Below are 20,223 nucleotides of genomic sequence, written 5' to 3' on the forward strand. Positions count from 1 at the left end.
AGCGCCAGTATTCTTTAGAGGTTGGCACAGGTAGAAGTGAATCATATTTACTCGCATGACATACCAGGCTTCAATCATCTAATAAAAAGGTAAGAGACTCTGGCTATCAAGAGTCAGACTTCTTCGTTGAGGTGGAAGGCGATGACGATATCGAACTCGAAGACGAGCTCAAATCACCACCCGACGAACTCTTGGAATCCCCTGTAGCAGAGGTAGTTGTTGTCGATTTATTAGAATCAGCTGAGTCACTCGATGCTTGAGTTGTGATGGTTGCGATTGATGTCGAAGGCGCAGTGGCTGTTGCCAGTGTAGTCTGAGGTGCCGGCGTGGAGACAACAGGGGCGACAGGCTTTGAATCCTCCACCGATGATGGCTTCGAATCAGCCGAATCATAGGAGTAAACCTTGACAGTGGGGGTGACAACCTCTAGGTTCTGGGAGTTAGCCATCAACGATGTAGTCGTTGTGGGAGTTGTCGTTGAAGACGATCCAACCAAAACGGTGCCCGAGGTAACCGAGGGCGAGGTAGTAACTAGCGATGTTGAAGAGGTGGTTGTTATTGTCATTGTGCTTGGAGCTATCAAAACTGCACTCGGCAGCGCTCCAGGTCCGCTACCCAAGATTCCAAAGTGCATATAGGCCGCTATGATGCTGGCACCCAATATCATAGGCGCGACAAACCCGGCAATTCGAAGTGACTTCGAGGCTCGAAACCCCATTGGCCATGAATTACCCTTTTGTGGCCTATTGTGACTAAAGTCTGGCCTATCATCGCTGACCATTTAGATCATTTCTCAATTCTACAAATATCTCAAAGGTACAAAATCCACGCGCCTTAGCCAACCACAGCCAAGACGGGATCTGTGAATATTAAAAAGCACTAACCTCATAACAATTATGGTGGGACTATCCCCGGCAAAAGATTAATAGCTCATGAAAATTCTCTAATCAACTACCCGCCACCTAAAGCGATCGAGACTCACACGGCTTTTGGATCAGCATGAACATGACTATAGTGCACTACGGCTTTCCTGGACAATCTTAGCCCAAGGAGCTCAAAGAGTAAGAGCAAAGACAGCGGCAATCGGTCCGCTTTCATATCGATGCGCTGGACCTTCCGCTTCGCCAAGGAGAGATTAACAACCCAATTCATCCACAAAGGGCCCTGAGCTCATTCGTATAAGCGATTTCGCATCTGGTGGCAAAACATAAAACACTTTTTAAGTTAAAAGTCCCTCAGTCATTTTGACCAAAGAGCTATTTCGCCCAACACGAAAACCCATTTTACGATCATGACACCAATCGAATTAGAAGATTCTTGCTGTCATGACAAGCGGTGAAGGAATACTCCCTAGGAAACAGTGGCGCAATCGGATTATTTACCACCCTCGATGACATCAACACACCTACTTTTAGATTTCTAACGCCGCATCAAAGGTCGAACATGGCACGACAAAGAGCATCTGAATCTACCTTCGCCAAATGTAATAACTGACTCTGGATTTGTCCAGTTGTCTCATGCGTCAGAGATTACCCCAAGTCAGAAGGAATGCCATTTGTCACAAATGAACCACATGGACATAGGCAATCGATGAACCAAGATTCAAGGCTCCCGAGGCAAGATCCACTTAAAACTCTTTGAGGTACCAAAAGAGCTAACCTTATTCAAAGATATGACCATCAAAGGCGATGGTCATCCAGCCAATCCAGATCGGCTACCTTCGGCTACCTTCAGCTTTCTTCGGCTCTGAAGTACCCCCATAATTTGTCGCGACATACAACACCACGACTCCAAAACTACAATTTAGAAAATGTGTCTAAAAATTCCGCGCCTATGAGCCAAGCGAGCGCCCTAATAAAGCTATAAAAGCACCCCTAAATATGGCGGCCAATCGACTCCGCCTATCAAGAGCAAGATCTTGCGAACACACCAGCGACTCTGTTAATCTCGACAGTCCCTCATTGCTTTGGGGTTGGGTTATGAAGCGATGCAAGATGGCGCTCAACGTGGCGCTCAAGCCAAAAACTCCTAGGAGCTACAGGTCTGACCTGCCCTAGTGAGATTTACCTTTTGCTAACAGCTCTAATATGAATCGCCCAGCCCATCAAGTCGCAATAAGGTAAAGATTTACGCAAATATCGCCGATAACACTCCGGTGAGCACAAGGATGGCAATCAAAACTTCCTCGACACGCTACAAAAAAAGCGACGATGGACTGAGCATAATAGGGATAGTTATCGCTGTCACTATTTTGCTACTCACGTTAATTCCAGCCACCAAACTATTAGAGGCCACCATTGGAGTCTCTGGGAACAACAGAGATCGTGTAGCAGCTGCTGGATTAGCCAACTCGTCACTAGAAACAATCAGACTTCTAGCGAATTCGAACTTCACGGGTTTCGTCAATGCCAATCTAGGGACCAAGATCACCACACAAAAAGTTGGTCCTACAACTTTTACAATTCAAACAGAGCTAGCCTGGTCGACTGGAACACTTACCGAGCAAGGATGCGCCGTCCAAGGTACCTCCAAAACATACAATCAACCGATAGTTGAAGCCACAGTATCCATCTCTTGGGTCGCCACACCACCAACCCCGCCTGAAATTGCAAACGAAATTATCATTCCACCTCCTCAGGCCTATGGTGGACCATCCCAATCAGGTTCATCCACCACGACTAGTCCATATTCGCCTTCGAGCGGTAATCTTTCCATCGACATATCCAATGCGGCCAATGGACCAAGCTCGGGAGTTTGGGTCCAAGTTTCGAACTCCACACAAACTCAAACCGTCGCAACTGACGCCAATGGGTGTGCCTTTTTCCCATTTCTCACGGCAGGCGCTTATACCGTTAGCCTTCCATCCAGTCTCAACCCTGGTTATGTCGACAACTCAAACAACCCGAATCCCTCTGTCTCTGCCACCGTTACCTTAGGAAATACTACGTCGGTACAGTTTGCCTACGATAAGGGTGCATATCTCTCCTTGGGCGATCCCAACAGCGAGCAACTAGCAGTTGCATCTGGACTAACCGCTGCAAATTCACAACTGCCCGTAGGTGGCTCGTCGAATGTCACGCAATCAAACAACCCCTCAAACAACCTCCTATGGGGTCCTCTCTTTCCCTTTTCCTCAGGCTATCAAATTTGGCTGGGAAGTTGCTACACTCTAAATGCAGTTCCACGTTACCCTGCGCTTTCAAGCACACCGATAATATCAGTTACCCCAGGTGGAACCACCGCCATATCACCGACATATGCAACCGTGACAATAACCGCGACCATCAACGGTTCACCTGCCACAGGTGATACAATTCAAGCAATTCCGGTGGCAGATACAAGCGGTACGCCTTGTGGAACTTCGACGCCAATCTCACTGGGGCAGATAGGAACTTCACCTAGTACAGCTTCAAGCGTAACTTCATATCTTCCTCTTGGCTATTTCGACCTCCAGGCGGTCGATTCTAACAATACTGTGGTCATTCCACCCTCATCTCCCGTTTCGATATTGGGTGGTGGTCCAATTGCTTTCACAATCGGAAACTAAAAAACGAAGTCAATGGCGAACCAAGAAAATAACAACCACACAAAAAGGAGGTGTGGGCTTTGACGACGCGGGCCTTGGTTTGGTAGAAATCCTTATTGCTACATTTCTCTTTGGGATTGTATCGGTTATGACTTTCCAAATCATAAACACCTTTGCGTCAACCCAAGCTTCGATCACCAACAGTTCAAAGTCAAGCGCGACCGCGATGACCGCGATGAATCAAGTTACCCGTAGCATCAGGAACGCGCAGACCCCAAGTAACCAAAGCAGTCCGTTTGTCTCGGCATCCGCCAATTCTATCGATTTCTATACATACGATTCAGCAACTAATTCCGACGTCGAAATGATAATAAGCGCTAATCCCATAACCGGAACTTCGTGTCCATGCACTTTAACCCAGGAGACCATCAATCCTGGCTCATCCAATACGACTTTAGTGTTGGCAACGCACCTAGCTAATGACTCCATCTTTTCATTTGGGACGATTACCTCTCCAACCTCGATCTCAATCTCATCTCTTGCGATCTCCGGATCAACAACTAGCGCCAGTACGCTCGCTCAGATAGCTTCAGTCTCGATAACTTTGGTGGAAGCGGTCGGCACCACAGCACAATCATCCACCATTACCAGCACTATTGGAGTTTTTGGCTATGGATCAAATCAATCGATCGACACTACAACAACTACGAGTGGATCAGAAAGCGAATCTACTACAACAACTAGTGGATCCTCGGATAACTGATGACGAAAGAGAACGCAAACCGAAAGTTACTAACACCACGAATAAACGGCCCCAAACCTCGCTCTTTTTACCAAATTTATTGACCCAGTATCCCAAATGAAACGATAAAACATCTGCGGATCAGCCACATAAGTTTAAAAAAGAGAATTAAGAAACTTGAAGCCACGATCCGTCATAAAAAAAGGGAAAGAATAATGAAGGTCACTTCCAGAAAAGATCGGATGACGAAGCAGGCCTACCGCGGGAGATACTTATCCAAAAATAATCGTCACATTCCCAATAGCGAACGAGGAGATTTGGCCATCATTGTGGCGATATTGGCGGTACTCCTACTGAGTGCAATTCCGCTGGCCACTTATGCTGCTACCGTAAATCAATTACCCCTTACGCGAGGATCACAAGACTACCAAAGCGCTCTAGGAGCGGCAGAATCTGGCGTTACTGACTACCTCAACAGGATGAACCAGATAGCACTAAATCAAGCTGGAAACTACTGGAAGTACTCTGCATCTAATCTACCGCCTGATGGAAATGGCGCATTTACCGGGTGGGTCGCGGTACCCGGGTCAACAAATGAGTACTTTCACTACACTCCAGATGCCTCTAATACGGCTTCAACAGGTATCGTCTATCTTACGTCTACAGGCATTGCCCTTCACGGAGCCCAAACACAAACAAGAACAATTAAAGTAGCTCTGCGGACGAACGGCTTCTTAGACTACCTCCTTATGACGGACACTATGATGGTAGATCCCTCGCTAGCTCCTAATTTCGATAGTGCATTTAACAGCGCTAAAGCTGCCACCACTGAATGTGGATACAAATTCTCACAACCCAATGATAACGCCGCCGGATCGCCGGCTGATTCCGACTCTGACAGTTATTCCTATGATCAAAATACCACCGGACCAGAGCGGTATACATGCTATGGACTCATCAATTACTACGGTACCGGACAAATCTTCAATGGGCCGTTGATGACAAATGACATGTACTACCTATACGGCACCCCGCAATTCAACGCTCGGGTTTATTCTGGATCAACAACAACTAGTGGATACTCTTCCCACCCATACTGGATCGATCCACAAAATGCATATTTCGATATGAACTCTAGCGACAACCCCACCTTCATCCATCCTGGAGATCCCAGTCACCAACCAGCACTTGTCTTTCCTACCAACAACAGTTCATTAGCGAACGCAGCAAAAGCTGGCGGTTGCATCTACTATGGACCAACTTCGATTGTCTTTTTAGGATCATCAATGAGCGTCTATAGCCCTGAGACATCATCCTCAGCAACAAACGCTGGATGCACCGGCAGCGGCAATTTGCCATTACCAGCTAATGGCGCCATTTACGTAAATTCGCTACCATCCGGTCAAAGTTGTCCAGTAAATACCCAAATCACCGTTGGAGGAAATTCATTCGACTGCAGCCAGGGAGAAGTTGCAGTACAAGGTACAATCACCGGAGGGATCACAGTTGGCTCTTACAACAATATCTATATCGATGGAAACCTCGAATATACCAACTGCGGGAGTTCTTCATCGAATGACGTCCTCGGTCTAGTTGCGCAAAGCTTCGTCAAAGTCTCCTCGAATTTTGCAAACGACAACATTACGCCCGACAATTGCTTTTCTCAACCAAGCACAAACCCTGTGATAATGGCCGCGATCCTAACGTTGAACGATTCTTTCGAGGTCCAACACTTTTGGGACACATCTAGAGGGGTGCTCGGGACAATATATCTTGACGGATCTCTGGCTGGCAAATACGCAGATATCGAAGGTTCGTTTAATAATGGCGCAACGGTTTCAGGCTACAACACGACCTATACCTATGATCCTCGTTTGGCGTATCTCACCCCGCCCTTCTTTTTGTCACCAGTAAATTCTGCCTGGAAGACGGTCTCCTCGGTGGAGACCGTCAACCCAAGCGGACTTCCAGCAATACCCTAGACATAAAAGTATGAAATTGTCATCTCGGACTATCTAGAGGCGAACTACCATCTTGCCGGTATTCAAACCAGAAAACAGGCCCATAAAGGCCTCAGGAGCATTTTCTAGTCCATCCACAAAGGTCTCATCGTAGGTGAGCTTGCCATCGCTAATCCAGCTAGAGACATCTTTCAAAAATTCATCTCTGCGACTGCCGTGATCACTAACTATGAAGCCGGTAATGGTCAATCGACGCTGGATTGCCCGAAATAGATTTCCAGGTCCAGGCTGATAGGTCTCGTTGTTGTACTGTGAGATAGCGCCGCAAAGTACCAGTCTCGCAAAATCATTGGTTGCTTCAAGAGCAGCAACTAGGTGATCTCCTCCTACGTTATCGAAATAGACATCGACGCCATCGGTAGCGGCCTCCATAAGTTGGTTCATGATCGGTGCTTCCTTATAGTCGATAGCTACGTCGAAGCCCATTTCAATCAGACGCGCGCACTTCTTGGAACCACCGGCACTTCCTATGACTTTGGCCCCAGCAATCTTAGCCATCTGACCCACAGCCGATCCGACAGCGCCACCAGCACCTGAAACAAAGACGGTCTCACCTTTCTTAGGCTTGCCTAAGTCAAACAATCCCACATACGCAGTCATGCCAGGCATTCCCAAAATGCCTAAATAGGCACTTGCCGGGATACTCGAGGTTGGAATCTTTAGCAGGTGCTTAGCCTCGGCAACGTCATAGTCACGCCAGGCAAGCATTCCGGTAACCAAGTCTCCGACTGCAAAGCCTGGTGTATTTGACTCTATGACCTCACCAACTCCTCCTCCGGCTAGTGGAGCATCGATAGCAAATGGAGGTACATAACTCTTAGCATCATTCATACGACCGCGCATGTAGGGATCAACCGACAAAAAGAGGGATTTTACCAACACTTCACCCTCACCAAGTGAAGGCAATTCAACGTCGCTACGGCCAAAATTATCCAGAGTTGGATGACCTTTAGGGCGCGAACTAAGTATTATCTGATGTGCTTTCATAATCTCAACTAACTTTCCTTATCGGGTAATTTCAGGTCCTGCCGAAGCTTTGGAGCTAACGCAGTTTCTTCAATCACTCAACCACAACTTTTCCAATACAACGATAGTCCTTAAATTGTCCCCAAATTGCTCAGATTGAAATCCCGAAAACTTTTAGAGATCGAAATCTCCATTACGAAGTTTGAACCTTGCTCATCTTTTCAAATGCAAGGTTTCGATAAAATCAAAGACGTAGCGGCAAAGACATCATGTGATTTCTTAAATACCCAAGCGAAAATTAGATGACATCCGCGTATTTGGATGCAAACCCGAAGTTGTAAAGCCATCTTACCTAGATATCTCCGAGTGAGTAAGAAGTACTAATTTGACAATCAGTTGCTAACAATAGAACCCAGATAGATTTCACCATGCCAAAGAGGCAAAAGCGACAGAGGCAAAAGCGACAGAGGCAAAAGCGACAGAGGCAAAAGCGACAGAGGCAAAAGCGACAGAGGCAAAAGCGACAGAGGCAAAAGCGACAGAGATGAGGGAGATGAGGGACTAAATCCACCCTATGCTCGAATTACTCAAACCATTAAAACCAAGTTTGCATAATACTCTCTCTGCTAAAAGAGGTAGCAGACCTTATTGCGCTGGGAGAATGTAGTCAAATCTCAACATAAGATGGACCATAGCTGTCGCTCTCGGCATCAAACTAAACCATGCCTTGGGGCTCATAGCGCGCCAGTTCGTTGGAATATTCAATAAATAAATTGGAAAACCTACAATACCTACCACCCTTATCTGTCAAGATTTACCAAGAAGCCACTCGTAGCATTCTGACATCTGACACCTAAAGCCGCTCCGAAGGGACATAGAATCGCGCTTAGGAGATATTAGGTGTCCACCTTCTGTAGATTTTCACTAGTGACAAGACGAAAAGGATCACACAATGCCAAAGAGAGAGCTCAAACCAGGAATGGCCTCCCAGCTCGATACCGCGTCTTACCAGGGTATTGCCACCTTTGCCCAGAGACCGCTGCTGACAGAACCCTCAGAGCTCGATGAGTGGGAGCCAGATATCGCCATAGTGGGTGCACCTTGGGACGACTCAACTACAAATCGCCCAGGCGCACGATTTGGCCCACGATCACTGCGTGCTGCTGCATATGGGCCCGGAACATATCACATGGACTATGGGATCGAGATCTTTGAAGAGCTCGAAGTGGTCGACTTCGGCGATGCTATCTGCTCGCATGGAATGTGGGAGGCATCTAGAAGTGCTATCGAAGAACGCGTCTATGAAGTTGCATCTCGAGGAATAATACCTATAGTTATCGGAGGCGATCACGCTATCACGTGGCCCAGCGCGACGGCCGTCGCACGAGCTCACGGATGGGGAGAGATCGGGATAATCCACTTCGATGCCCATGCCGATACTGCCCTTGAGATAGATGGCAACTATGCGAGCCATGGCACTCCCATGAGACGCCTAATAGAATCAGGTGCTGTCCAAGGACGCCACTTTGTCCAAGTTGGCCTTCGAGGCTATTGGCCACCAGCAGAGACCTTCGAATGGATGGGCGAACAAGGTATGCGATGGCATACCATGAATGAAGTCTTTGAGCGCGGCCACCATGCTGTGATCACAGATGCAATCGAGGAGGCAAGCGCTTCGCCCAAAGGAATATACCTCTCAATCGACATAGATGTCCTTGACCCTGGATTCGCTCCCGGAACTGGAACCCCTGAGCCAGGAGGAATGGCCCCAGTTGATCTATTGCGAATAATTCGACGCATCACCAGGGAAGTCAACGTGGTCGCTATCGATATCGTGGAGGTCTCGCCCCCATTTGACTGGGCCGAACTCACAATAAACAACGCTCACCGATGCGCACTTGAATCGATCGCTGGTATCGCTATGCGCCGTAAGGATCTAAGATCCACCCAAAAATAGGTAGATTCGCCTTATAAATTGGCGCTCCTTATCTTCCTGGAATGTTCTTGGAGCACAATGTTCTTGGAGCGCCAAACCAACGAACCACAGCCCAAACCAAAAAGAAGCGCCCAATCAGAGATCTATCAGCACGACTACCCAACCCCAAATTCTAAGGTCGTCTAAAACCCAAAAGATCTATAGCCATGCCAAAGAGCGACTTATCCTCGAACAGACCGTATGGCCAGCTCCAAGGTCGATCAACCACGTAGCAATCAACCACATAGCCGACTGATCTCACCTGCCTCATCTGACAATTGCCTCGTTGACCAATTCCGAAAAGTTAGCGGCAATATAAGCCGGCTTGGACTCTCCATCTGGAACACCTTTAGATACGCCCGAAAGCACCAATCCAAAGCCGCAGGCAAGCTCATTGGCAAAGGCGCCATCGGTCTCAAAGCGATCTCCCACCATGAGGGTAGGCTGACCAACTAAATCCCTTATAAGTTTCGCCATGGGCGCGCTTGGCTTTCCAGCAACCAGTGGAGCCTTTCCTCCAACTGTGGCTACAGCTGCGACCATCGATCCGGCACCTGGCAAAAGACCACCAGTGATTGGAAATGTAGCGTCGGTGTTAGTAGCTATAAAGGTTGCACCATTTCGAATTGCATTTCCAGCCCGGCTCAACTTAGCATATGAGATCTCTCGATCTAAGCCAACAACTACCACATCGACATCATCGTCATCTACAACCTCTACGCCCCTATTGGCCAATGCGTCGTTGATTCCAAATGCTCCAACCACATAAGCCCGACTCCCTGGGGCCACCATAGACGCAGCAGCCATTGCGGAGGTAACAAGATTTGTCGCTTGAATGTCAATTCCGAGACGTTCAAGCTTTTGAGAGTATTGTTCCTTGGTCAGGGTTGAATTATTTGTAGCAAAGGTAACGGTTATACCGGCCCTTACCAGCTGAGCGACCGCCTCGATCGATCCTGGAATTGGATCATTCAATAGCCAAATCACTCCATCAAGATCTATTACCCAATTCTCTTCCGTCACCGCTTAGAGCCTTTCTAAAGTTGCTATCCGTTACGTCCACTAGGTCTAGCTCAACAAAATTCAATAAAAGTTGCAGGCGATCCATTCCGAGCAAATGGCCCTTGGAGACCAACAACCACTCCAACCACTCCAACAAGTGCAACTAGAAGCTATAGAGTCTATAGTTACCATGACACCAAAGCCAAGCAAATGGCCCTTTTAAAGAGTGGAGCTACACTATTGCATAACTTTCGCGACTTTCGTGCCATCCGCGCCAACACAGAGGAACTCTCCTTTGCACGGCTAAGTTCAAATGAAGCCTTCGAACCAGATGATCTTGTCGAAGATGAAGAGTCAAGTTATTACCTCTATGAGATCTCCAAATGGTCACAAACCTGTGAGCCACTAAGGGTTATGGGGGTAGTTGGAATACTCAGGATGACAAATCTCCCAGATCAAAAGGGTTACGAAACCGAAATAATCACAGATGAAGCTCTCTATTCATCAACAGATCCATTTTCAGAGATCCTCACCCACGAACAAACTCTAGATGAGGCGACAGCTAACTTTACTATCGCTCCTTCTCTAGCTAAAGAAGGAGTTGGGCCTATCTGGGCCTTAATAGACAGCGAGATAATCCAAGAGGTAGCGCCCATGAAAATCGGTCCAATCTCTCGAACCCAAGATGACGATTCATACGCTCATAGAATCTTCGTTCTACCTCAGCCAAGTGCTAAAGCACTCATCAAAGAGGCGATCGAATCCTCCCAAATAATCCTAGCCGATGGCCATCACCGCATCCAAAGAGCAAAGGTCGAACTAGCCAGTCAACCAGCCGGATCCGCTATTGAAATGATTGCCTTTGTCTGTGCGATAGACCAAGCCTCCCACCTCATCCGGCCAATTCATCGGATATTCTCAGTATCTTGGAGTAACGATGAGATCGAATCAGCACTTTTGGAGCTAAAAGAGCACTTCACTGGGGCCTCCATCGATCTACCTGGGCCATACGTCACACTGATAACTTCAAATACAAAAATGAAACTTCCAATTTCATCGTCAATATCGACTGCACTTAGCCTTGTCGAAGAACGCCTTGGCGCAGACGAAAGCGCAAAAATAGAATATTCAAGCGACAAAGACTATGCGATCTCAAAGGCAACGGCACCTGGGGTGATAGCGATGATCTGTCCTAAAACTCCAATTGAAGAGATCGTAGATAGTGCAATCAACCACAGGCCACTCAGAGCGAAATCGACTCTCTTTTACCCCAAACCACTTCCGGCTCTCATACTCAAAGAGGCAGATAATCAATAGTCAAAATAGCTAGTTCCAAGGAGGAGACAACCACTTCCTAGACGAAGGAGATCCTCGGTGCCTTCTCCGGGTCGATCCCATCTAAAAGGCCTGTCCCCTCTATAAGGTCAGTCTCCTCTAAAAGGCCAGTTTCTTCTCATAGATCAGTGCCTTCTCATAGGTAGGTCTGGTAGAACAAGATAGAACTGACGCAAACACCAAAAATAACAATAGAGATACGCAAAACTCTCGCGCTGAGACGACTAGCGATCTTAGCGCCTAAGAATCCACCCAAAATGAAGCCGATCGCCATCACACCAGCGTCCAAGAATGCAACGTGGGTGACTAAAACATAGATCAGATCGCCCACTGAAGCTATCACTACCGAGAGCGTGATCTTTAGAGCATTATTGTTCTGCAACGTCTCATCCGAAAAGATGGAGAGAATGGCTAGAAGGATGATACCTAACCCTGCGCCAAAATAGGATCCATAGATCGCCGAGATACCAATGGCCAAGGGCATGACCCATTTGCTCTTTGAACTCACCTTTGAGAAAGAGACGAACAAAGAGATACGCTCTTGAAAGACTAACAGCGCACACGCGCCTAAAATCAAAAATGGAACCACAGCGCGAAAGTATGATACCGGCGTTGTGAGCAGTATCACAGTACCAACGACAGATCCAAAGACACATGCAATCGAAGCTTGAATCAAACGATGCCGTTGATGAGGCAGGGCCCGGCGATATCCAATGGTCCCACTTATATATCCAGGAAGCGAGGCCAAAGAATTTGTTACATTGGCCACTATCGGACCCAGGCCGACGAAAAGCAGTGCTGGAAAGGAGATCAGCGATCCACCACCGGCAATCGAATTAACGGTACCCGCAACCAAACCAGCAGCGACCAAGAATAGAAGGTGTGCGATATTCAATTAAATTTCCTGGAGTTCACCAAATAGCATTCGAAAATTACCGCTCTTTACAAAAAGAAGACCCAAGCATCTCACTTGGCATCGAAAATGGAAGTTCCAAATTAACGACAAAGATCGAGATAGATAGGGTCTGCTAATAAAAGTCGGCGCCCTCAGCATTAGGGGGCGCCGACGTAAGCGTGAGAAAAGACTCTACTTTGAGGGCTTATGCAACATCGATAGATGTGTCTAGATAGACATCTTGGATTGCATTCAAGAGCTCAACACCTTGGTTTCTCGGACGTTGAAAAGCCTTTCGGCCAACTATCAAGCCACTACCACCTGCGCGCTTGTTGATAACAGCCGTTCTAACTGCCTCGGCTAGATCGGTAGCACCTTTGGATTCCCCACCGGAATTGATCAAGCCAATTCGACCATTGTAACAATTGACTACTTGCCAACGCGTTAAATCGATTGGGTGATCGGTAGTGAGGTCACTGTAGACCAACGGGTCCGTCTTCCCAAAGCCGACCTTGATGTATCCGCCATTGTTTTCCGGTAACTTTTGCTTGATGATATCAGCCTCGATAGTCACACCCAGGTGATTCGCCTGCCCAGAAAGGTCAGCAGATAGGTGATAGTCAACCCCGTCCACCTTGAAGGCATTATTTCGAAGATAGCACCACAAAACAGTAAACATCCCCAAACGATGAGCCTCCGCAAAGGCGTGGGAGACCTCCTGGATCTGACGAGTAGATTGCTCTGAGCCAAAGTAGATAGTGGCACCAATGCCAGCCGCTCCTAGATCCCACGCTTGGCGAACTTGTCCAAACATCACTTGATCAGGATTGGCTGGATAGGTTAGAAGCTCATTGTGGTTGATCTTGACGATCATTGGGATTCGATGCGAATAACGACGAGCAACAATTCCCAATCCACCCAAGGTTGTGGTCACTGCGGAGCACCCTGCTTCGATAGCAAGGTCACATATGGCTGCTGGGTCAAAATATTGTGGTGCCTTAGCAAATGAGGCGGCACCCGAGTGCTCAATCCCCTGGTCAACAGGAAGGATAGAGATGTAGCCGGTGTTGGCCAGACGACCATTCCCATAGAGAGAAGCGAGCGAACGCAATACCTGGGGAGATCTATCTGAGAGCGCGAAGATCTCATCAAGAACATTTGCTCCAGGAAGAGTCAAACTCTCCTTAGGAATTCCCACACATCGATGCGAAAGGAGATCTTTCGCATCGTCACCCAACAATGATTCAACGTCTATCGTCAACGTCAATTCCTCCTCAACAGCTCTTGGCATCCTCGCCAATATCCTAGCGAATCAAATAAATGCGACTACAGGCTAGCGCAGGTCAGCCAGTCTCTCCGCGACGTCATATATTCCTGGCTCCCATGTTGTAATCTTACGAAACAGATTACGGGCATGCTCTAGATCTCCGACCTTTTCATACAGATCAGCCAGCACATACCACTGGCGAATATCGATCAGTCGTGGCTTTACCCGCCGAACGGTCTCAAATCGAGAAAGCAGAGCTATACCTTCGGTATATTTCTTTTGATCCGACAAAGATCCTGCCAAAACAATCCTAGCTTCAGCCATAACCTCAGCCGAAGGAGAGACAAGGCCGACTTCCTCATAGATCTCGCGCACCTTATTGTGGCGACCCATTGCTCGATAGCAGTCCGCTATCACAGGTCCTTGATCGACAGAGCCAGTCGTTGAAGCAGATGCCTCAAGCTGCTCAATCGCAAGCTTCCACTTGCCCTGGCGATAATAGGTTAGACCTAGCACCTCTCTTATGCTCTGAGATACAGGAAGATGCTCTAGAACAGCTACTAGGTTTCGCTCAGCGTCTTTGTATCGATCTGCTTGATAGGCTCGGATACCCTCTGCGAGATCACGTCGAATTTGATTAACCTTGAAGGTAGAGAGCCCCTTTGGAGACTCGCGCAGAATAATCTCATCGACGTTGTATCCAACAATCCCACCAACAATGCGCCTCTGACTCTTTTGAGCCGGAACCTCAACTTCAGGCTCTTGTGCCACCTGAGGTTCCCACTTTTGCAGTGGTTGCGGCTGAGTGTATTGGCTCTCGTCGATTTGATCTCGAGTTGAATGAAGCTTTTCATCTTCTCGAGGCGCTACATGGGCAGCTCCCTTTTCGGCTACTCCGCCCCAGGATTTACCTTTAGTCTCGTTATCTCTAAAGGATCGATCTCCGCCTGGACGATCTCCGCCACGACCTTGGTAACCGCCACCTGAGCCGCCACCAAATCCACCTCGGGATCCGCCACGGTCGTCGCGTTCACGGAAGGAACCACCACGGTCTCCCCGGTCTCCCCGGTCTCCACGGTCTCCAAATGGCTTGTCTCTACCTGGTCGATCTTCACGGGATCTAAACGGACGATCTCCGCCGCGACCTTGGTAACCGCCACCTGAGCCGCCACCAAATCCACCTCGGGATCCGCCACGGTCGTCGCGTTCACGGAAGGAACCACCACGGTCTCCAAATGGCTTGTCTCTACCTGGTCGATCTTCACGGGATCTAAATGGACGATCTCCGCCTGGACGATCTCCGCCGCGACCTTGGTAACCGCCACCTGAGCCGCCACCAAATCCACCTCGGGATCCGCCACGGTCGTCGCGTTCACGGAAGGAACCACCACGGTCTCCCCGGTCTCCACGGTCTCCAAATGGCTTGTCTCTACCTGGTCGATCTTCACGGGATCTAAATGGACGATCTCCGCCTGGACGATCTCCGCCGCGACCTTGGTAACCGCCACCTGAGCCGCCACCTGAGCCGCCACCAAATCCACCTCGGGATCCGCCACGGTCGTCGCGTTCACGGAAGGAACCACCACGGTCTCCCCGGTCTCCACGGTCTCCAAATGGCTTGTCTCTACCTGGTCGATCTTCACGGGATCTAAATGGACGATCTCCGCCTGGACGATCTCCGCCGCGACCTTGGTAACCGCCACCTGAGCCGCCACCAAATCCACCTCGGGATCCGCCACGGTCGTCGCGTTCACGGAAGGAACCACCACGGTCTCCCCGGTCTCCACGGTCTCCAAATGGCTTGTCTCTACCTGGTCGATCTTCACGGGATCTAAATGGACGATCTCCGCCTGGACGATCTCCGCCGCGACCTTGGTAACCGCCACCTGAGCCGCCACCTGAGCCGCCACCAAATCCACCTCGGGATCCGCCACGGTCGTCGCGTTCACGGAAGGAACCACCACGGTCTCCCCGGTCTCCAAATGGCTTGTCTCTACCTGGTCGATCTTCACGGGATCTAAATGGACGATCTCCGCCTGGACGATCTCCGCCACGACCTTGGTAACCGCCCCGGCCCTCTCTGTCTGATGTGGTGTTAGCACCTGGGACATATGGGGCTCTAGGCTTACGTTCAAAGGAGCCTCTCCCCGAGTCGCCTTCACCCTCGGAAGAACTTGATCGAAAGATCCGCTTTGTTCCTGGATCGCTCGATCCCCCTTCGCCGTCAGGTCCGCTTCGCTTACTAGCTCGACCATCGCCCTTGTCATTTTCAAAATCTTTATTACTACTCACACTGATTCTCCGTTATACGACTTTCAAGGGACGATGGGACAGATTTACGGTCGATGTTTGACGACCTAGTGGCTCTGACCATGCCAAGTTGGCAAAGTTAAAGATTCTACCATCAAAAAGCCAAGTCCCCTACCACAACGCATCGACAAGCAATCCGATCGAAGGAAATTACACCGCAAGGGGGCCTTCGGCCCTGGCATCTAAGTAACAATTTAAAGCTACGAGTGCTTATACAAAAGTGAACTATTCAAGTAGGATCGACCAGCAAGAAGGCTCTAGCGGCCAGCGCAATTGAGCTGTGTAATTGAGCTGTGTAATTGAGCTGTGTAATTGAGCTGTGTAAGTGAGCTGTGTAAGTGAGCTGTGTAATTGACTAGCGCAACCAGCCAGCGCAATTGGCCAACCGGTAGATAAGTAGCTCTAGTGCGCCGCCAAAGCGGACAATCAGTCAGCTTCCAAAGTGATAAAAGATATCTTATGGTAGATCTTGAGGTTGAGCAAGTTTGAGATTTCACCTCCGAGAAATCTCAAAGCTACACCGCTGACACCTTCCCTCAATCTCGATGGTGTGAGAGATATCGGTGAATCCAGCCTGTTTTGCAACCTCATTAGTCCAGCTCTCAACTAAAGCAGCTTCGATCTCAATTGCATCTCCACAATCTCGACAGATTAGATGGTGGTGATGAGAGGAGAGGGAACAAAGTCTATAAAGCGTCTCGCCTGAGGGAGTGAGGACAGAGTCAATGTTCCCCGCCTCCGCAAGAACTCGAAGCTGCGAATAGACCGTAGTCAGCCCAACTCGATAACCTCGCTCACGCAATTTGGAGTGCAATTCTTGGGCACTTGAGAAGTTTGAAGCCTCTTCCAAGACCTCCGAGAGCGCCTTTTTTTGACGGGTCGCACGCCCCCTTGCCTGAGTAACCTGACCGCTAGTTAAATTTGCATCTGCCCCAAGGTCATCACCTGAATTTTGAACTTCCATCACCCCATCCAATCATCAAATAGGGTCTGTTGGACCCAGCTCGCTACCCAATAATGCAACAATACGGCAAAATCAACTAGAGCGCTCGGACAATCCTAGAACGATCATGACGAAACCATGAAAATCCTCGGACACCTAGGTAGACCAAGAAACCTATAGCAGTTATAAAAAAGCTGACAGGATATGGCGAATAAAAGGCCAAAAATAGGCCAATCCAAGTGATCAATAATCCAATAGCTATCGAGTAGACGAGACCCAACAGGGGACGACCAGTCAGTCGCACTCCTGCAGCCGCAGGCGTTACCAAAAGCGCAAAGATCAAAAGTACGCCAATTACCTGAACCGCAATCGAGACGGTAAAGGCAACCAAAATCATAAAACCAAGCGAAATAAGAGTCACATTCGCACCAGATGCACTTGCGACTTCTTCATCGACAGAGGCAAAGAGCAAAGGATGGTAGATAATGATCACTACCGCCAATACCGCCACACCTGAAATAACAGTAAAAATTACATCTGAAGAAGATATCCCTAAAATCTGTCCGAAAAGAATGGAGTAGGCCTCTGAAGAGTAACCCTGGTAGAGAGAGATGAATAAAATTCCAAGTCCCAGCATGAATGCCAAGACTATCCCGATCTGAGTATCTCTAGATGCTGCCTTCTTGCCTAATGCTCCCATGAAGACCGCCCCACCCATGGTGAAGGAGAGCAGACCCACAATAGGACTCAAACCCAGATAGACAGCGCCGGCTGCTCCAGCAAATCCCACGTGAGAGAGTGCATGGGCTGCAAAGGCAGACTTACGGATAATGACAAAATAACCGACTACTCCTGCCACAATGGCTACAATCGTTCCGGTTTCAAATGCATTTCTCATGAACGAAAAGGTCCACATAAATGAGAAATCAGAGAACAAGTTGATACCAAAAGTTGAGCCACTCGTAATAGAACCAAAGATATTAATGGTGGTTACCTCCTTCTAGCTCGCTAAAGATCGCAATTCTGCCCCGATCGTCCCTAAAGACCTCGACCGACATTCCATATAGCCTCGAGAGGTTCTCCGAGGTAAAGACTTCATCTGGAGTTCCCGTAGCGACCTTATGGTTGGCGATGTAAATAACCCGATCCAGATAGGGCAAAAGAGGGTTCAAATCATGTGCGACTAAAAGCGCAGTAACGTTATGACTCTTCACCAAATCCGATATGGCTTGGGCTAAATTGGCCCCGGCTCTCATGTCGAGATTTGCCAAGGGCTCATCGAGCAAGAGCATCGAAGGCGATCGAGCCATCGCTTGAGCCATAAAGACCCGTTGAAGTTGACCCCCAGAGAGTTCGTGAATCCGTTTGCCTATGAACTCCTCAGCGCCTACCAGCCGTAAGGATTCCTCTACCAGTTGTCTTGCTCGAGCCTTCTTCGCGCGAGAGACGGGACCAAAGTTACCTCCAAGTAGCGCCAACATAGCAAACTCTCTAACGTCAATCTGAATCTCAGAATCTATGAATCGCCTCTGGGGCACATAGCCAATTTGACTTCGCGCATTGGATGGAGCTCCTCCAAAGACTTTAAGATCACCCTCCAATATTTGAATATTCCCAAGCAAAGCACGAAATAATGTTGTCTTTCCGGCACCATTTGGGCCAAGTATCGCCACAAACTCCCCTTGGCCAACGCAGATATTGGCACCGGACCACAATAGGTCTTGGCCGTATCCGACTCCTAGGTTCTTGGCCTCTACAACCATCTTTGAATCGTTTGACGTCACATTAGACATATCGATCTATCAACCCTTCTGGCCTTGGTTTTTAGTAGTTATCGATCGACCAAGTGCACTTGAGATACGATCGATCTGAGATCCCATCCACGCTTCAAATGTCGCACCTACGGGCTCGATGATCTCAGAAATCCCCACAACACCGATTCCTTTCCTGATGGCCATGGCCCTGATTGAACTGGTAAGTGGAGTGATTGTTTGGGTATTGTAGATCAAAAGGCGTGCGCTATGGCTACGTAGCTGCTCCTCAAAGGTGACAACAGACGAAATTGGAGGATCGTTTCCATTGGCTATCGCAGCCATAAAGCTCAAAGGTGAGATCAGATTGAGGCCCGAAGCCCGCGCAAAGTAGACAAAAATATCCTCCGTGGATGCAACAGCCATGGAGTGATAGCGCCGAGATAAATTAGCTAGGCTTTGATAGAGCACGTCCAATCGCTTTGAGACCAGGCGAAAATTCGCCTCAAAATACGCCCTATGCGTAGGCATGGCCTTTATCAAGTCGCCTTCCATAACAGCCACGATTCGACGCACGTAAGTTGGGCTGTACCAGAAATGTGGATTCGCTCCAACACCTTGTTTTAGCACTGCAGCCACATTTAACTCCTGTCGAGTCTTCGACGGTGTGGCGCCTAAGACCTTGGCAGCCCAATCATCGTATCCAGCCCCATTGATCACAACTATCGAAGCGGAAGAAAAGGCTCTAGCTACAGAGTTCGAAACTTCATAGGCGTGAGGGTCGGCATTTGGATCTGTGATGACACTGAGAACATGCAGATATCTGCCGCCAAGCTGCGACAGGAGACTTCCCCACGTATCCTCAGCAGCTACAGCAGTAATGTAATTACCCTTGGACTGCGTCAAAGCTGATGTCGAGGTGGTTCCACAGCTAGCAACCATCAAAACAGCCAGCATTATAACGATCGCCCTAATTAACTGGAGCCGGAACGTCTTCACCATTACTTAGCACTCTTATCCGAAATCATTACGATTAACACTATCCATAATGATAACGGTTACCGATAAAAAAAAAGTCCCGCACGGACAAGCTTAAAGATCAATTCCGGGCCAAATTAACCACTCCATGAGACAACGAATCCAACGAGGCAGACAAATTGCCTGCTAGTAACGTATTCGATGGGGTTCCATGGTGCTACGAAGCCTTGATCGTCTGCAGCCGACGATGCTTGATCTATAGATCGAGGGAGTTACTAATCAACCAGTTCGCCCTAGCTCGTGGTCTCGATGCCAAGATGATCGCTGAAAAATCAATTATCTGCTTGATAGTCTCGGCTCCTAAAGTCACATCCATCGATAAATTGGACAAAAAACCATCAAGTTGGCTCCCCTGTTGGCTTGTGATCATTAATTATTGGCAAGACAAAATAATATGACATAACTGCCATTTTCCAACTAAAATAAAAATTGCCAAGATCTCTCAGATCAAA

16 protein-coding genes are annotated in these 20,223 nt (G+C 48.5%); 5 read left to right on the forward strand and 11 right to left on the reverse strand.

What is annotated here, in order from left to right; all coding sequences use genetic code 11:
- Positions 1-106: 106 nt before the first annotated feature.
- Positions 107-781, reverse strand: coding sequence for a hypothetical protein (locus ACIDITHRIX25_RS95000; protein ID WP_201733137.1), 675 nt, complete (start codon positions 779-781; stop codon positions 107-109).
- Between the two features lie 1,386 nt (positions 782-2,167).
- Between ACIDITHRIX25_RS95000 and ACIDITHRIX25_RS95005 the strand changes: the two genes are divergently transcribed.
- From ACIDITHRIX25_RS95005 to ACIDITHRIX25_RS95015, 3 genes are all read left to right on the forward strand, one after another.
- The gene (locus tag ACIDITHRIX25_RS95005) at positions 2,168-3,547 is read left to right on the forward strand and encodes a type IV pilus modification PilV family protein (RefSeq protein WP_201733138.1); all 1,380 of its coding nucleotides are present in this window, start codon (positions 2,168-2,170) and stop codon (positions 3,545-3,547) included.
- A gap of 52 nt (positions 3,548-3,599) precedes the next feature.
- Positions 3,600-4,289, forward strand: coding sequence for a PulJ/GspJ family protein (locus ACIDITHRIX25_RS95010; protein WP_201733139.1), 690 nt, complete (start codon positions 3,600-3,602; stop codon positions 4,287-4,289).
- Between the two features lie 194 nt (positions 4,290-4,483).
- Positions 4,484-6,250 carry a pilus assembly PilX N-terminal domain-containing protein gene (locus ACIDITHRIX25_RS95015; RefSeq protein WP_201733140.1) on the forward strand — a complete coding sequence of 589 codons (1,767 nt, stop codon included), beginning with the start codon at positions 4,484-4,486 and terminating at the stop codon, positions 6,248-6,250.
- A gap of 33 nt (positions 6,251-6,283) precedes the next feature.
- On the opposite strand, the gene ACIDITHRIX25_RS95020 is transcribed toward ACIDITHRIX25_RS95015, so the two are convergent.
- The gene (locus ACIDITHRIX25_RS95020) at positions 6,284-7,276 is read right to left on the reverse strand and encodes an NADP-dependent oxidoreductase (protein WP_201733141.1); all 993 of its coding nucleotides are present in this window, start codon (positions 7,274-7,276) and stop codon (positions 6,284-6,286) included.
- A 958-nt stretch (positions 7,277-8,234) separates the two neighbouring features.
- On the opposite strand from ACIDITHRIX25_RS95020, the gene speB reads away from it, so the two are divergent.
- The gene (gene speB / locus ACIDITHRIX25_RS95025) at positions 8,235-9,212 is read left to right on the forward strand and encodes an agmatinase (RefSeq protein ID WP_349632172.1); all 978 of its coding nucleotides are present in this window, start codon (positions 8,235-8,237) and stop codon (positions 9,210-9,212) included.
- A gap of 285 nt (positions 9,213-9,497) precedes the next feature.
- On the opposite strand, the gene ACIDITHRIX25_RS95030 is transcribed toward speB, so the two are convergent.
- On the reverse strand, positions 9,498-10,253 hold the full coding sequence (locus ACIDITHRIX25_RS95030) for an HAD-IIA family hydrolase (protein WP_201733143.1): 756 nt from the start codon (positions 10,251-10,253) through the stop codon (positions 9,498-9,500).
- Between the two features lie 63 nt (positions 10,254-10,316).
- On the opposite strand from ACIDITHRIX25_RS95030, the gene ACIDITHRIX25_RS95035 reads away from it, so the two are divergent.
- Positions 10,317-11,549: a DUF1015 family protein gene (locus tag ACIDITHRIX25_RS95035; protein ID WP_201733586.1), complete on the forward strand. Its 1,233-nt coding sequence runs from the start codon at positions 10,317-10,319 to the stop codon at positions 11,547-11,549.
- Between the two features lie 154 nt (positions 11,550-11,703).
- Here ACIDITHRIX25_RS95035 and ACIDITHRIX25_RS95040 read toward each other — a convergent pair whose 3' ends face one another.
- The 8 genes from ACIDITHRIX25_RS95040 to ACIDITHRIX25_RS95075 all read right to left on the reverse strand — a co-directional run bounded on the left by ACIDITHRIX25_RS95040 (position 11,704) and on the right by ACIDITHRIX25_RS95075 (position 19,735).
- The gene (locus ACIDITHRIX25_RS95040) at positions 11,704-12,462 is read right to left on the reverse strand and encodes a sulfite exporter TauE/SafE family protein (protein ID WP_201733144.1); all 759 of its coding nucleotides are present in this window, start codon (positions 12,460-12,462) and stop codon (positions 11,704-11,706) included.
- Positions 12,463-12,667: 205 nt separating this feature from the next.
- Positions 12,668-13,753: a class I fructose-bisphosphate aldolase gene (locus ACIDITHRIX25_RS95045; protein ID WP_052604277.1), complete on the reverse strand. Its 1,086-nt coding sequence runs from the start codon at positions 13,751-13,753 to the stop codon at positions 12,668-12,670.
- Positions 13,754-13,795: 42 nt separating this feature from the next.
- A complete protein-coding gene (locus tag ACIDITHRIX25_RS95050) occupies positions 13,796-14,500 on the reverse strand; it encodes a tetratricopeptide repeat protein (protein ID WP_201733145.1) in 705 nt (234 codons plus the stop codon).
- 119 nt (positions 14,501-14,619) lie between these two features.
- Positions 14,620-15,996 carry a hypothetical protein gene (locus ACIDITHRIX25_RS95055; protein WP_201733146.1) on the reverse strand — a complete coding sequence of 459 codons (1,377 nt, stop codon included), beginning with the start codon at positions 15,994-15,996 and terminating at the stop codon, positions 14,620-14,622.
- A 536-nt stretch (positions 15,997-16,532) separates the two neighbouring features.
- Entirely contained in the window at positions 16,533-17,003 is a 471-nt protein-coding gene (locus tag ACIDITHRIX25_RS95060) for a Fur family transcriptional regulator (protein WP_201733147.1), read from the reverse strand.
- Positions 17,004-17,079: 76 nt separating this feature from the next.
- Positions 17,080-17,880 carry a metal ABC transporter permease gene (locus tag ACIDITHRIX25_RS95065; protein ID WP_201733148.1) on the reverse strand — a complete coding sequence of 267 codons (801 nt, stop codon included), beginning with the start codon at positions 17,878-17,880 and terminating at the stop codon, positions 17,080-17,082.
- Between the two features lie 82 nt (positions 17,881-17,962).
- Positions 17,963-18,775, reverse strand: a complete 813-nt coding sequence (locus tag ACIDITHRIX25_RS95070; RefSeq protein WP_052604281.1) for a metal ABC transporter ATP-binding protein — start codon at positions 18,773-18,775, stop codon at positions 17,963-17,965.
- A 9-nt stretch (positions 18,776-18,784) separates the two neighbouring features.
- On the reverse strand, positions 18,785-19,735 hold the full coding sequence (locus ACIDITHRIX25_RS95075; protein WP_201733149.1) for a metal ABC transporter solute-binding protein, Zn/Mn family: 951 nt from the start codon (positions 19,733-19,735) through the stop codon (positions 18,785-18,787).
- Positions 19,736-20,223 lie beyond the last annotated feature (488 nt).

This window comes from Acidithrix sp. C25 (assembly GCF_904848545.2).